General features: G+C 66.0%; 12 protein-coding genes and 1 pseudogene. All 13 read left to right on the top strand.

The window, feature by feature from the left end; translation table 11 throughout:
* The first annotated feature begins 8 nt into the window (after nucleotides 1-8).
* The 13 genes and pseudogenes from nuoL to ABDW31_RS15860 all read left to right on the top strand — a co-directional run bounded on the left by nuoL (nucleotide 9) and on the right by ABDW31_RS15860 (nucleotide 13,766).
* Nucleotides 9-2,048, top strand: a complete 2,040-nt coding sequence (nuoL, locus tag ABDW31_RS15920) for an NADH-quinone oxidoreductase subunit L (RefSeq protein ID WP_184719352.1) — start codon at nucleotides 9-11, stop codon at nucleotides 2,046-2,048.
* A complete protein-coding gene (locus ABDW31_RS15915) occupies nucleotides 2,045-3,547 on the top strand; it encodes an NADH-quinone oxidoreductase subunit M (protein WP_184719353.1) in 1,503 nt (500 codons plus the stop codon). The genes nuoL and ABDW31_RS15915 overlap by 4 nt, the downstream gene beginning before the upstream one ends.
* The gene (nuoN, locus tag ABDW31_RS15910; RefSeq protein ID WP_343699095.1) at nucleotides 3,540-5,000 is read left to right on the top strand and encodes an NADH-quinone oxidoreductase subunit NuoN; all 1,461 of its coding nucleotides are present in this window, start codon (nucleotides 3,540-3,542) and stop codon (nucleotides 4,998-5,000) included. The genes ABDW31_RS15915 and nuoN overlap by 8 nt, the downstream gene beginning before the upstream one ends.
* Nucleotide 5,001: 1 nt before the next feature.
* Nucleotides 5,002-5,757, top strand: coding sequence for a biotin--[acetyl-CoA-carboxylase] ligase (locus ABDW31_RS15905; RefSeq protein ID WP_184719357.1), 756 nt, complete (start codon nucleotides 5,002-5,004; stop codon nucleotides 5,755-5,757).
* Complete coding sequence (locus ABDW31_RS15900) at nucleotides 5,757-6,539, top strand: type III pantothenate kinase (RefSeq protein ID WP_184719359.1); 783 nt, start codon at nucleotides 5,757-5,759, stop codon at nucleotides 6,537-6,539. Before ABDW31_RS15905 ends, ABDW31_RS15900 begins: the two co-directional genes overlap by 1 nt.
* Entirely contained in the window at nucleotides 6,539-8,218 is a 1,680-nt protein-coding gene (locus ABDW31_RS15895) for a ribonuclease J (RefSeq protein WP_184719361.1), read from the top strand. Before ABDW31_RS15900 ends, ABDW31_RS15895 begins: the two co-directional genes overlap by 1 nt.
* On the top strand, nucleotides 8,215-9,453 hold the full coding sequence (locus ABDW31_RS15890; protein WP_184719363.1) for a radical SAM protein: 1,239 nt from the start codon (nucleotides 8,215-8,217) through the stop codon (nucleotides 9,451-9,453). The genes ABDW31_RS15895 and ABDW31_RS15890 overlap by 4 nt, the downstream gene beginning before the upstream one ends.
* A 21-nt stretch (nucleotides 9,454-9,474) precedes the next feature.
* On the top strand, nucleotides 9,475-9,891 hold the full coding sequence (mce, locus tag ABDW31_RS15885; protein ID WP_184719365.1) for a methylmalonyl-CoA epimerase: 417 nt from the start codon (nucleotides 9,475-9,477) through the stop codon (nucleotides 9,889-9,891).
* The gene (locus ABDW31_RS15880; protein WP_184719367.1) at nucleotides 9,891-10,151 is read left to right on the top strand and encodes a DUF1467 family protein; all 261 of its coding nucleotides are present in this window, start codon (nucleotides 9,891-9,893) and stop codon (nucleotides 10,149-10,151) included. The genes mce and ABDW31_RS15880 overlap by 1 nt, the downstream gene beginning before the upstream one ends.
* Nucleotides 10,152-10,255: 104 nt before the next feature.
* A pseudogene (locus ABDW31_RS15875) lies at nucleotides 10,256-10,467 on the top strand (hypothetical protein); the annotation flags it as partial.
* A gap of 8 nt (nucleotides 10,468-10,475) precedes the next feature.
* Nucleotides 10,476-11,807, top strand: coding sequence for a proline--tRNA ligase (gene proS, locus ABDW31_RS15870; protein WP_343699094.1), 1,332 nt, complete (start codon nucleotides 10,476-10,478; stop codon nucleotides 11,805-11,807).
* A complete protein-coding gene (locus ABDW31_RS15865; RefSeq protein ID WP_184719371.1) occupies nucleotides 11,807-13,087 on the top strand; it encodes a lipoprotein-releasing ABC transporter permease subunit in 1,281 nt (426 codons plus the stop codon). The genes proS and ABDW31_RS15865 overlap by 1 nt, the downstream gene beginning before the upstream one ends.
* Entirely contained in the window at nucleotides 13,080-13,766 is a 687-nt protein-coding gene (locus ABDW31_RS15860; RefSeq protein WP_184719373.1) for an ABC transporter ATP-binding protein, read from the top strand. The genes ABDW31_RS15865 and ABDW31_RS15860 overlap by 8 nt, the downstream gene beginning before the upstream one ends.
* The last annotated feature ends 96 nt before the right edge of the window (nucleotides 13,767-13,862 follow it).

The raw sequence follows: 13,862 nt of genomic DNA, 5'->3' as shown, positions 1-13,862 counted from the left end.
GCGACGTCATGCAGACGCTTGTAACCATCCTCGTTTTCGCGCCGATCATCGCCGCGGCCATCGCCGGCCTGTTCGGCCGCCGCATCGGCAATCTGGCGTCGCAGTCGGTCACCACCGGCGCGCTGATCCTGGCCTGCGGCCTGTCCTGGTACACGTTCAGCCAGTGGACCTGGGGGCACATGGAGGCCTTCACCGTCCACCTGCTGCCGTTCATCCATGTCGGTGACTTCGTCGCCAACTGGTCGATCCGCATCGACGCCCTGTCGGCGACCATGCTGATCGTGGTCACGACGGTCTCGGCCCTCGTGCACATCTATTCCTGGGGCTACATGGCCGAGGACGACAGCAAGCCGCGCTTCTTCGCGTACCTGTCGCTCTTCACCTTCGCCATGCTGTCGCTGGTCACCGCCGCCGACTTCATGCAGCTGTTCTTCGGCTGGGAAGGCGTGGGTCTGGCCTCGTACCTGCTGATCGGCTTCTGGTTCAAGAAGCCCTCGGCCAGCGCCGCGGCGATCAAGGCCTTCGTGGTCAACCGCGTCGGCGACTTCGGCTTCGCGCTCGGCATCATGACGGTCTACTGGGCCTTCGGTACGATCAACTTCGCCGAGCTGTTCCCGATGATCCAAGGCGGCGCCAGCCGCACCTGGGAGTTCGCCGGCCACACCTGGCCGCTGATCGACATCGCCTGCTTCCTGCTGTTCATCGGCGCGATGGGCAAGTCGGCGCAGTTCTTCCTGCACACTTGGCTGCCGGACGCCATGGAAGGCCCGACCCCCGTGTCGGCCCTGATCCACGCGGCGACCATGGTCACCGCCGGCGTCTACATGCTGTGCCTGCTGTCGCCGCTGTTCGAATACGCGCCCGTCGCCAAGAACATCGTCACGGTCATTGGCGCGATCACGGCCCTGTTCGCCGCGACCGTCGGCCTGACCCAGAACGACATCAAGCGCGTCATCGCCTACTCGACCTGTTCGCAGCTGGGCTACATGTTCTTCGCGGCCGGCGTCGGCGCGTACCAGGCGGCCATGTTCCACCTGTTCACGCACGCCTTCTTCAAGGCCCTGCTGTTCCTGGGCGCCGGTTCGGTGATCCACGGCATGCACCACGAGCAGGACATGCGCCGCTACGGCGCCCTGGCCAAGCTGCTGCCGGTGACCTTCATCGCCATGACGATCGGCACGATCGCCATCACGGGCCTCGGCTTCCCGCCGCTGCACCTGGGCTTCGCCGGCTTCTACTCGAAGGACACCATCATCGAAGCCGCGTTCGCGGCGGGCGGTCACAACGCGTTGGCGATGTTCGCCTGGGTGATCGGCGTGCTGGTGGCGGGGCTAACCTCGTTCTACTCGTGGCGCCTGGCCTTCTTCACCTTCAACGGCAAGGCGCGCTGGGGTCATGACGACCACGGCCATGACGCTCACGCTGCCGACGCGCACGATCATGCGGCCCATGACGATCACGGCCATGGCCACGATCACAAGCCGCACGAAAGCCCGTGGGTGATGCTGTTCCCGCTGGTCGTACTGTCGATCGGCGCCATCGCCGCCGGCTTCGTGTTCACCGGTTACTTCGTGGGCCATCACCAGGAAGAGTTCTGGCGCGGCGCGATCTACACCGCCCCGACCAACCACGTGCTGCATGAAGCGCACGAAGTTGAGAACTGGGTGAAGTGGAGCCCGCTGATCGCCTCGCTGCTGGGCCTGCTGATCGCGGTCTATGTCTACCTGATCAAGGGCAACGAGCGCCTGGGCCTCAAGCTGGCCGAGCGCAAGGGTCCGCTGTACGTCTTCTTCTACAACAAGTGGTTCTTCGACGAACTCTACGCGGCCACGTTCGTGCGCTTCGCCAAGTTCCTCGGCGACCTGTTCTGGAAGGGCGGCGACCAGAAGATCATCGACGGCCTCGGCCCGGATGGCGTCAGCGCGGTCTCGTATGAGGTCGGCAAGCGCACCGGCAAGCTGCAGACCGGTTACGTCTACCACTACGCGTTTGTCATGCTGCTCGGCGTCGCCGGCCTGCTTGGCTTCGCCCTGTTTGCCTTCCGTTGAGGGGGACGGAGCTAATGAGCGGCCTTCTCAGCCTTACGACCTTCGCGCCCCTGGTCGGCGTCGCGGTGATCCTCGCCGCGCGCGCGTTCAATGGAGCCAGCGAAAAGACCGATAACCTGGCCAAGTGGATCGCGCTGGTCGCGACCCTGGTCACCTTCGGCCTGTCGATCATCCTGACCGTCCAGTTCGACCCGAAGAACCCGGGCTTCCAGTTCGTGGAAGACATCGCGTGGTTCGCGGGCCTGCACTACCGCATGGGCGTCGACGGCATCTCGGTGCTGTTCGTCCTGCTGACCGCCTTCCTGCTGCCGATCTGTATCGTGGCCAGCTGGAAGTCGGTCGAGAAGCGGGTCGTCGAATATCTGATCGCCTTCCTGGTCCTGGAGACCCTGGTGATCGGCGTGTTCTGCGCGCTGGACCTGATCCTGTTCTACCTCTTCTTCGAGGGCGGCCTGGTTCCGATGTTCCTGATCATCGGCATCTGGGGCGGTAAGCGCCGGGTCTACGCGGCCTACAAGTTCTTCCTCTACACGCTGCTCGGCTCGGTGCTGATGCTGGCCGCCATCCTGGCGATGATCAGCATCTCGGGCACCTCGTCGATCCCGGACCTGATGACGTTCAAGTTCGCGCCGTGGCTGCAGACCTGGCTGTGGCTGGCCTTCTTCGCCTCGTTCGCGGTGAAGATGCCGATGTGGCCGGTGCACACCTGGCTGCCCGACGCCCACGTCGAGGCCCCGACGGCCGGTTCGGTCATCCTGGCTGGCGTGCTGCTGAAGATGGGCGGCTATGGCTTCATGCGCTTCAGCCTGCCGATGTTCCCGAACGCTTCGGAGCTGTTCCAGCCCCTGGTGTTCGCGATGTCGGCCATCGCCATCGTCTACACCTCGCTGGTGGCCTTCCGTCAGACCGATATCAAGAAGCTGATCGCCTATTCGTCGGTCGCCCACATGGGCTTCGTGACCATGGGCATCTTCTCGGGCAATGCGGCGGGCGAGCAGGGCGCTCTGTTCCAGATGCTGAGCCACGGGGTGATCTCCGGCGCGCTCTTCCTCTGCGTCGGCGTCGTCTACGATCGCATGCACACCCGCGAGATCGCCTTCTACGGCGGCCTGACCAACCGCATGCCGCACTACGCCTTCGTGTTCCTGCTGTTCACGATGGGTAATGTCGGCCTGCCGGGCACCTCGGGATTCGTCGGTGAAATCCTGACGATGACCGGCGTCTACCAGGCCTCGACTTGGACGGCGATCGTGTCGGCCACGGGCGTCATCCTGTCGGCCATGTACGCCCTGACCCTGTACCGTCGCGTGATGTACGGCGAGATCACCAATCCCGAGCTGAAGACCATCAAGGATCTGGACGCTCGCGAGATCACGCTGTTCGTGCCGCTCATCATCATGACCCTGGTGCTGGGCTTCTATCCCAATCTCGTGTTCAACCTGACCGCGACGTCCGTGGACTCGCTGGTCGGCGCCTGGCGCGCCGCCGTGGGTGGGTGAGGAGCCTATGACCTTTACCGCCAACTTCACGCTCGTCCTGCCTGAGATCGTCCTGGCGATCGCGGCGCTCGTCCTGCTGGTCGCCGGCGCGTTCCGGGGCAAGGTCGGGAGCATCTTCACCCTGGCCGCAGTCGCCTCGCTGATCGCGGCCGCCGCCACGGCGGTGCTGGGTCCGCACGGCATGGCCTTCAACGGGGTCTACGCAGCCGACGCCGCAGCGACCTACGCCAAGGTGGCCATCTATCTGTCGAGCGCCGTGGCCATCGTGCTGGGCGACCGCTGGCTGGCCCAGCGCGGCGACCAGAAGTTCGAGTTCGCCGTCCTGGTGATCCTGGCCGCCGTCGGCATGGGCGTCACCGCCTCGGCCGGCGACCTGATCAGCCTGTATGTCGGCGTCGAGCTGCAGTCGCTGGCTCTGTACGTCCTGGCCGCCATGCGCCGCGATGACGCCAAGTCGTCGGAAGCGGGCCTGAAGTACTTCTTGCTGGGCGCGCTCTCGTCGGGCCTGCTGCTGTACGGCTCGTCTCTGATCTACGGCTTCACCGGCACGACCCGCTTCGACCAGATCGCCCTGGCCGCCGCTCACGGCGGATCGCACGGCGTGGGTCTGCTGTTCGGCCTGGTGTTCCTGATCTGCGGCCTGGCGTTCAAGGTCTCGGCCGCGCCGTTCCACATGTGGACCCCGGACGTCTACGAAGGCGCCCCGACCCCGGTCGTCGGCTTCTTCGCCGCCGCGCCGAAGCTGGCCGCCATGATGATGTTCGCCCGCGTGCTGGGCGACGCCTTCCCGGGCTCGGTCGACCAATGGCGTCAGATCCTGGTGATCGCGGCCCTGCTGTCGGTCTTCGTCGGCGCCTTCGCCGGCCTGGCCCAGACCAACCTCAAGCGCCTGTGGGCCTATTCCTCGATCGCCAATGTCGGCTACGCCCTGCTGGGCGTCGCGGCCGGCGGCGAAGTCGGCATGCAGTCGATGCTGGTGTTCATGGTGCTGTACATGGTCGACGTCACCGGCTTCTTCGCCTGCCTGCAGGCGCTGAACCGCGACGGCAAGCCGATGGAAACCATCGAGGACATGGCCGGTCTGGTGAAGCAACGTCCCGGCATCGCCCTGGCCATGACCGCGTTCTCGCTGTCGGCCCTGGGTCTGCCGCCGTTCTCGGGCTTCTGGTCGAAGTTCTACGTCTTCAAGGCCGCGCTCGGCACGGGCGACGTGATGATGCAGTGGGCCGCCGTCCTCGGTCTGGTCGGCTCGGTCGTCGCGGCGTTCTACTATCTGCGCCTGATCAAGGCGATGTGGTTCGACGCCCCGGCCGGCGCCGTCGACGCCCCGTCGCCTTCGGCCCGCGCCGTCGGCTTCGCCGCTGCGCTGTTCTCGTTCCCGGTCGTCCTCGTGGCCCTGGTCTGGCTGGATCCGGCCGCCAAGGCCGCCGCGGCCGCCTTTGGTCACGCGTGACGTGACGGGCGTCCCGCCCGCCACCCTTCCGTCGATCGTCGTCCTCGACGAGATCGACTCCACCAACGCCGAAGCCCGTCGCCGGGCCGAGGCGGGCGAGGCCGGGCCGGTTTGGCTGCTCGGCCTGCGTCAGACCTCCGGGCGCGGCCGTCGCGGTCGCGCCTGGGAGACCGGCGAGGGCAACCTCGCCGCCACCTTGCTCCTCCGCACCGACAAGCCGCCGGCCGAAGCCGCCCAGGTGTCGTTCGTGGCCGCCTTGGCCGTGGCAGACATGCTGGCCCACTATGTGCCGGCCTCGCTGGTCAGCCTGAAGTGGCCCAACGACCCGCTGCTGGGTGGGCTGAAGGTCAGCGGAATCTTGATCGAGTCGGGCGCCTCGCCCCAGGGCGGGCTGTGGCTGGCCGTCGGCATCGGCGTGAACCTGGCCCGCAAGCCGATCGACAGCGAACGTCCCGCCACCTCGATCGCCACCTATCGTGAAGTCCCGCCGCCGCATCCGACCGAGGCCGCCGAGGTCCTGGCGGGCGCGTTCGAGCGCTGGCGCCGCACCTGGACCAGCCTGGGCTTCCCCGCCATCGCCGACGCCTGGACGGCGCGCGCTCACGGCCTGGGCGAGCCTTGCGTTGCCCGCCTGGGCAACGAGACCGTCGAAGGCATCGCCGAGGGGCTGGATAATGACGGCGCCCTCAGACTGAGACTTGACGACGGCCGCGTCCGCCGGATTACCGCTGGCGACGTCTTTTTCGGAGTCGCGTAATGCTGCTGGCCATCGAACAGGGTAACACCAACACCATGTTCGCCATTCACGACGGTCAATCGTGGGTGGCGCAGTGGCGCTCGGCCACAGAGAGCACCCGCACCGCCGACGAATACGTCGTCTGGCTGTCGCAGCTGCTGTCGATGCAGGGCATCGGCTTCCGAGCCATTGACGCGGTGATCATCTCCAGCGTCGTGCCGCAGTCGATCTTCAACCTGCGCAACCTCAGCCGCCGCTACTTCAACGTCGAGCCGCTGGTGATCGGCGAGAACGCCAAGCTGGGCGTCGAGGTCCGGATCCAGAAGCCGTCCGAGGCCGGCGCCGACCGCCTGGTCAACGCCATCGGCGCGTCGATGGTTTATCCAGGCCCGCTGATCGTCATCGACAGCGGCACGGCCACCACCTTCGACATCGTGGCGGCCGACGGCGCCTTCGAGGGCGGTATCATCGCGCCCGGCATCAATCTCTCCATGCAGGCCCTGCACGAGGCGGCGGCCAAGCTGCCCCGCATCGCCATCCAGCGGCCTGCCGGTAACAGGATCGTGGGCACCGACACCGTGTCGGCCATGCAATCGGGCGTCTTCTGGGGGTATATTTCGCTGATCGAAGGCCTCGTCTCGCGCATCAAGGCAGAGCGCGGCGAGCCCCTCACCGTAATCGCCACCGGCGGCGTCGCCTCCCTGTTCGAGGGCGCCACCGACAGCATCGACCACTTCGACTCCGACCTGACGATACGGGGTCTTCTCGAAATTTATCGTCGAAACACCATTTCTGAGACCTGATGAAAAAATCCAAGAGCGACGAGCTCGTCTTCCTGCCGCTGGGCGGGTCGAACGAGATCGGCATGAACTTCAATCTGTATGGCTTTGGCCCGTCGCACGATCGCAAGTGGATCGTGGTCGACCTGGGCGTGACCTTCGGTGACCAGACGACGCCCGGCGTCGAGATCATTCTACCCGATCCGTCGTACATCGAGCCCTATGCTGACGACATCGTCGGCATCGTCCTGACCCACGCCCACGAAGACCACCTGGGCGCCGTGCACTGGCTGTGGCCGCGCCTGAAGGCGCCGGTCTACGCCACGCCGTTCACCGCCTTCCTGTTGCGCGAGAAGCTGCGCGACGCCGGCATCCTGGACGACGTCTCGATCACCGAGGTGCCGCTGGGCGGTGAATTCAAGCTGGGCCCGTTCGAGCTGGAACTGATCACCCTGACGCACTCGATCCCTGAGCCGAACGGCCTGGCGATCAAGACGCCGCTGGGCACGATCCTGCACACCGGCGACTGGAAGATCGACCCCGAGCCGCAGCTGGGCGCCCCGACTGACGAAGCCGCCATCCGCCGCCTGGGCGACGAGGGCGTGCTGGCCATGGTCTGCGACAGCACCAACGTCTTCCAGGAAGGCGAGGCCGGTTCGGAAGCCGATGTTCGCAAGGCATTGGGCGACCTGATCCAGAGCCTGTCGGGCAAGATCGCCGTGGCCTGCTTCGCCTCGAACGTGGCGCGCATGGACACCGTGATCCGCGCGGCCCAGGCCTGCGGCCGCAAGGTCAGTCTGGCCGGCCGCTCGATGCACCGTATGGCCGCCGCCGCCCGTTCAGTGGGTCTGCTGCAGGGCCTCGAGCCCTTCATCAACGACGACCAGGCCAAGCACCTGCCCGAGAACGAGGTCCTGTTCCTCTGCACCGGCAGCCAGGGCGAGGCTCGCGCGGCCCTGTCGCGCATCGCGGACGGCAGCCACCCGCATGTAAAGCTGGGGCAGGGCGACCACGTGATCTTCAGCTCGCGGGTCATCCCGGGCAACGAAATCCCGATCCGCAACCTGCAGAACAAGCTGGCCGACCGCGGTGTGCGCCTGCACACCGAGCGCGACACGCCCGGCATCCACGTCTCGGGCCACCCGTGCCGTGAAGAGCTGCGCCAGATGTATTCGTGGGTGCGACCGCAGATCGCTGTGCCGACCCACGGCGAGCGTCGCCACCTGATCGAGCACGCCGCCTTCGCCAAGGACCTGCAGATCCCGCATGCCGTTAGCCCTCGCAACGGCGACATGGTGCGCTTGGCGCCGGGCCATCCGGAGATCATCGACGAGGTGCCGGCCGGGCGCCTGTACGTCGACGGCGGCGTCATGACGCCCGAGAACGGCGAGGCCCTGCGCGAGCGGCGTCACGCAGCGTTCAACGGCATGCTGGCTGTGTCGATCGTGCTGGACGGCCGCAACAAGATCGTCTCGGGCCCGCAGGTCCGCGGCATCGGCATGACCGGCGACGAGGAGTACTCTCTGGAGGACGCCCTGGACGATCTCGCCGAGGAAGCCGAGAGCGCCTACAAGCGCCTTGGCGGCGACGATCGCGAGATCGACGAGACGATCGAAAGCGCTATCTCCCGCGCCGTGAAGAAGGCCGCGTTCCGCATCTGGGAACGCAAGCCGGTTGTCGAAACGACGGTCCTGCGCCTGTGATCTTCCGCCGCCGTTCCCAGACGCAGGAGGCGAACCCAACCGCCGCCACGGCGGACGGGAACGGCTACGCGGCCCAGATCGTCCGCCATCTCTATCGCGAGTTGCTCAAGCGCGAGCCCGACGAGGACGCTCTGGCCGCCTGCGTGGCTTGGATGGGTGATGGCGCGACGGTCGGGGACATCAAGGCCGAGATCGTCGGCTCGCCCGAGTATCGGCAGAAGGCCGGCAGCCATCCGATCGCCAAGTTCCCGGCCATCTACACGCCGGAGAACATCTCGTACTTCACGCACCGCGGGCGTTTCCGTCCGCTGGCGCTGAGCATCGAGACGGTCAACATCTGCAACAACGACTGCGTGATCTGCCCGTACTCAATCCAGACCCGCAAGAAACAGGGCATGGATATGGCGATCTTCGCCAAGATCGTGTCGGACTATGCGGCGCTGGGCGGCGGCCCGGTCACCCTGACGCCGATGGTCGGCGAGATGCTGCTGGACAAGCAGCTGCTGGAGCGCCTGAAGCTGCTGCGCGCCACGCCGGCGATCGCCCGCGTTTCGGCGATCACCAACGCCACCATGGCCTATCTCTATTCCGACGAGGAGCTGGCCGAGTTGGCCGGCTATTTCGATCGGGTGACGGTGTCGGTCTACGGCCTGGACGCCGAAGAGTTCGCGCTGATGACGCGCAAGGACCAGTACGACCAGTTCATGGAGTCGCTGGGCCGGCTGATCCGGGTCTTCGGCGTCGACAAGGTCGGCCTGGGCGCCCGCCACCTGCGCGCCCGCACGGCCGAAGAGATCGACGCCTGGCTGGCCGAAGTGGCCGAGCGCGCCGGTGTCGATGCGGCCAAGCTGTCGCTGCCGGGGACCAGCACCTATGCCAACTGGACGGTGTTCGACACCTCCAAGCCGCTGCCGCTGGACGCCGAGTGGATGGCGCCGCAGCAGAACACCGAGCAGTGCGCGCTGCCGCTGATCAGCCTGCAGGTGCTGTCCAGCGGCAAGGTGTCGTTCTGCGGCTGTGCCGATTTCGACGGCAAGACCGCCCTCATGCTGGGTGACATCCGCGACGCCAGTCTGGCCGAGCTTCTGAACTCTGAGAAGGTGCGCCAACTTTGGGACTGGCAAGGCTGCGGCGTGCCCGAGCCCTGCAAGGGCTGCAGCTTCTACGTGCCGATCAGCAAGCTGGCCGAACTGCCCTCGGCGTTCCCGGATCCGCTGGGCACCTTCGGCGGATAATCAAGAAACGGGAGGAAAGACATGATCGGCAAACTCAACCACGTCGGCGTCGCCACGCCGTCCATCGACGACTCGGTGAAGATGTACCGCGACCTGCTGGGCGCGACCTCGGTCACCGAGAAGTGGGCGATGCCGGAGCAGGGGGTCTGGGTCTGTTTCGTCAACCTGCCCAACAGCCAGATCGAGCTGATCGAGCCCTATGGCGAGAGCTCGCCGATCCACGGTTTCCTGGCCAAGAACCCGAAAGGCGGCCAGCATCACATTTGCTTCGAGGTCGAGAACATCTACGAAGTGCGTGACGATCTGGTGGCCAAGGGTGCGACCGTGCTGGGCGAGCCCCGCATCGGCGCCCACGGCACAATGATCATCTTTGTACACCCCAAGGACATGGGCGGCCTGCTGGTCGAGCTCATGGAGACGCCCAAGGAAGCTCACTGATGAGCCCGATTACCTGGTTCGCCATCTACATGACCATCTGGTGGACAGTGCTGTTCGCCGTCCTGCCGCTGGGCACGCGCAGCTATTACGACGCCGGCGTCACCCCCCCAGCCGGCGTGGATCCGGGCGTGCCGATGAATCCGAATCTCAAGCGCAAGTTCATCACCACGACCTGGGTTTCGGCCATCGTGTTCGTGCTGCTGTTCGTCACGTTCCACTTCCACCTGATCCGCTTGCCCGACCTGCCGGCTGCCGCCTGACGTGCAGTTGCACAAGCCTTGGGCGCAGCGTGGGCGATTTGCCCGCTTTCGCCCAACTGTTGGGCGAAAGGGTGCGATGTCAGCGCTGCCGTCGCATGACCGTGCCCAACGCCCGTTCGGTGGGTAAGGTGACTTCAGGAGATCGGCCTCGCCGGTCTCGCTCTGTGGCGTCTTCCCCGACGATGAACTGACAGGCCGCGCGGCGATCCGCGCGGCCTTTCTTTTTATTCGCTAGCGGAGCCATACTTTGGCCTCGCGCGTTGCCAAGCTGCCGGGGGAGGGGCTATCTCAGGCCCTTCTCGAATTCCCGGAGTTTCGACGCGCATGCGCTTGTCGCGCTATTTCCTGCCGGTGCTCAAGGAAGCACCGTCCGACGCCCAGATCGTCTCGCACCAGCTGATGCTTCGCGCCGGCATGATCCGCCAGGAAGCGGCGGGCATCTATGCCTGGCTGCCACTGGGCCTGCGCGTGCTGAACAAGGTCGAGCAGATCGTCCGTGAGGAAATGGATCGCGCCGGCGCCATCGAGCTGCTGATGCCGACCATCCAGCTGGCCGACCTGTGGCGCGAGAGCGGCCGCTACGACGACTATGGCGACGAGATGCTGCGCATCACCGACCGCCATAAGCGCGAGCTGCTGTTTGGCCCGACCGCCGAAGAGGTCGTCACCGACATCTTCCGCGCCTCGGTCAAGAGCTACAAGGACCTGCCCAAGAACCTCTACAACATTCAGTGGAAGTTCCGCGACGAGCGCCGCCCGCGCTTTGGCGTGATGCGCGGCCGCGAGTTCTACATGAAGGACGCCTACAGCTTCGACCTCGACGCCGAAGGTGCGCGCAAGTCCTACAACTGCATGTTCGTGGCCTATCTGAACCTGTTCGAACGGATGGGCTTGAAGGCCGTGCCGATGCGCGCCGACACCGGCCCGATCGGCGGCGACCTGAGCCACGAGTTCATCGTCCTGGCCGAGACGGGTGAAAGCGCCGTCTTCTGCCACAAGGATCTGGTCGAGATGCCGGCCCCCGGTCCCGATTTGGACTGGATCAATGGCGACCTGCAGCCGATCGTGAACCAGCGCACGGCGCTGTACGCCGCGACCGAGGAAATGCACGACGACGCCGCCTTCAATGCGCTGCCGGAAGGCGACCGCCTGTCGGCCCGCGGCATCGAGGTCGGTCACATCTTCTCGTTCGGCACGAAGTATTCTGAGCCGATGAAGGCCACGGTCCAAGGTCCCGACGGCCAGCAGGTCCCGGTTCAGATGGGCAGCTACGGAGTCGGCGTCTCGCGTCTGCTGGGTGCGATCATCGAGGCCAGCCATGACGAGGGCGGCATCATCTGGCCGGAAGGCGTCGCGCCGTTCGATGTCGGCATTGTCAACATGCGCCAGGGCGACGCCGCCTGTGACGCAGCGTGCGAGACCGCCTACAACGCGCTCAAGGCCGCCGGCCGTGAGGTGCTGTACGACGACACCGACGCCCGTGGCGGCGCCAAGTTCGCGACCATGGACCTGATCGGCCTGCCCTGGCAGCTGATCGTCGGCCCCAAGGGCATCGCCGAGGGCGTGGTCGAGATCAAGAACCGCAAGACCGGCGAACGTCACACCGCCTCGCTGGAGTCGGTGCTGGACGGCCTGACCAAGAGCAAGAACGCCTGATGCCAGACATCCGCGCCGCCGGTCCCTTCAGTCGCTGGGAGCGCTCTGTCGCTCGCCGGTACCTGTTCGCCAAGCGCAAGAACGGCGGCGTGGCGCTGATCTCGATCATCTCGTTCTGCGCGGTGACCCTGGCGGTCTTCGCCCTGATCACCGTGATGAGCGTGATGAACGGCTTCCGGGCCGAGCTGCTGGGCCGGATTCTCGGCTTCAACGGCCACCTCTACGCCCAGTCGCCGCTGATCAATGGCCCGGACCGCGACACGATCATCCGTCGCATCCGGGCCGCGCCTGGCGTGATCCAGGCCGCACCGATGGTCGAGGCCCAAGCCATGGTCATTGGCCCGACGCAGGTGACCGGCGCCATTGTGCGGGGCGTCAGCACGTCTGACCTCAAGCACATGTCGTTGATCTCCGGGAACATCAAGAAGGGCACGATCGACGGCTTCGGCCAGGGCGAGTACGGCGGCGACATCGTGCTGATCGGCGAGCGTATGGCCCAGAGCGTTGGCGTACAGGTCGGTGACGCCATCACCCTGATCTCGCCCTCGGGCCCGGCCACCGCGTTCGGCTCCTCGACCCGCGAGAAGAACTACATCGTCGGCGGCGTCTTCAGCGTCGGCATGAGCCAGTTCGACGAAGCCTTCGTCTACATGCCGCTGGAGCAGGCGCAGTTGTTCTTCGGCCGCGACACCTCCATCGACTATGTCGAGATCAAGCTGGACGACCCTGACCAGGCCAAGGAGCTGAAGCGTGCGGTCGAGATCGCCGCGGGGCCCGGCTCGCTGGTCAGCGACTGGATGGACAAGAACCACAGCTACTTCACCGCCCTCCAGGTGGAGCGGAAGGTGATGCGGCTGATCCTGTTCTGCATCGTCGCGATCGCCACCCTGAACATCATCTCCAGCCTGGTCATGCTGGTGAAGAACAAGGGCAAGGACATCGCCATCCTGCGCACCATGGGGGCGGGGCAAGGGTCCATCCTGCGCATCTTCCTGATGGCCGGCGCCTCGATCGGCGTGGCCGGAACCCTGTGCGGCCTGGCCCTGGGCGCGCTGTTCTGCACCTACATCACCCCGATCCAGAACTTCGTGGAGTGGGCGACCGGCACGGCTGTGTTCAGCGCCGACGTCTACATGCTCTCGCACATCCCGGCGAAGATCGACTGGACGGAGGTCGCCGGCATCGTCGGGGCCTCGGCCCTGATGAGCATCCTGGCGACCCTGCCGCCCGCCTGGCGCGCCTCGCGTCTCGATCCGGTGGAGGCGCTTCGTTATGAATAACCCAATCCTGGCCCTGCGTGGGGTCGAGCGCGTCTACAAGACCGAGGCCGGCCCGCTGCCGGTGCTGCGCGGCGTCGACATCGACGTCTATCCCGGCGAGGTCGTCGGTCTGATCGGGCCTTCGGGCTCGGGCAAGTCCTCGCTGCTGCACTCGGCGGGCCTGCTGGAACGTCCCGACGGCGGCCTGGTGGCCCTGGAAGGCCGCGACTGCTCCAAGCTGTCCGAGCGCATCCGCACCCGCATCCGCCTGGGCACGGTGGGCTTCGTCTACCAGTTCCACCACCTGCTGCCCGAGTTCTCGGCGCTCGAGAACGTGGCGATGCCGCTAACCATCTCGGGCAAGAGCCGCAAGGAAGCCGACACGCGCGCGCGTGAGCTCCTGGAAGGCCTGGGTCTGGGTCATCGCCTCGACCACCAGCCCGCCCAGATGTCGGGCGGCGAGCAGCAGCGCGTAGCCATTGCTCGCGCCCTGGCCAATCGTCCCAAGCTTCTGCTGGCCGACGAGCCGACCGGCAACCTCGACCCGGCGACGTCCTCGGCGGTGTTCCAGGCGCTGTACCAGATCTGCCGCGACCAGGGCGTGGCCGCGGTGATCGCCACGCACAACATGGAACTGGCCCGCTACATGGACCGCGTCCTGGCCCTGAAGGACGGGCACCTGGAAGCGCAGACCTTCTAGAGCGTGGCAGCCGAAAGTGTGAGCGGTTTCGGCGCTTGCCACGCTCTAAATGTTTGAATTGGAGCCTTTTTTTGACGCCTCACATGATTCCATGTG

It is taken from the genome of Caulobacter sp. (assembly GCF_039596335.1).
Lineage (GTDB): Bacteria > Pseudomonadota > Alphaproteobacteria > Caulobacterales > Caulobacteraceae > Caulobacter.
Note: the sequence above shows the minus strand (reverse complement) of the source record. Positions and strands in the feature narration are given on the sequence as shown.

What these genes read in the sequence shown, in the direction of transcription:
- nuoL (WP_184719352.1), top strand. Translation starts at nt 9, where the DNA reads ATGCAGACGCTTGTAACCATCCTCGTTTTCGCGCCGATCATCGCCGCG.
- ABDW31_RS15900 (WP_184719359.1), top strand. Translation starts at nt 5,757, where the DNA reads ATGCTGCTGGCCATCGAACAGGGTAACACCAACACCATGTTCGCCATT.
- ABDW31_RS15895 (WP_184719361.1), top strand. Translation starts at nt 6,539, where the DNA reads ATGAAAAAATCCAAGAGCGACGAGCTCGTCTTCCTGCCGCTGGGCGGG.
- mce (WP_184719365.1), top strand. Translation starts at nt 9,475, where the DNA reads ATGATCGGCAAACTCAACCACGTCGGCGTCGCCACGCCGTCCATCGAC.
- ABDW31_RS15880 (WP_184719367.1), top strand. Translation starts at nt 9,891, where the DNA reads ATGAGCCCGATTACCTGGTTCGCCATCTACATGACCATCTGGTGGACA.
- proS (WP_343699094.1), top strand. Translation starts at nt 10,476, where the DNA reads ATGCGCTTGTCGCGCTATTTCCTGCCGGTGCTCAAGGAAGCACCGTCC.
- ABDW31_RS15865 (WP_184719371.1), top strand. Translation starts at nt 11,807, where the DNA reads ATGCCAGACATCCGCGCCGCCGGTCCCTTCAGTCGCTGGGAGCGCTCT.
- ABDW31_RS15860 (WP_184719373.1), top strand. Translation starts at nt 13,080, where the DNA reads ATGAATAACCCAATCCTGGCCCTGCGTGGGGTCGAGCGCGTCTACAAG.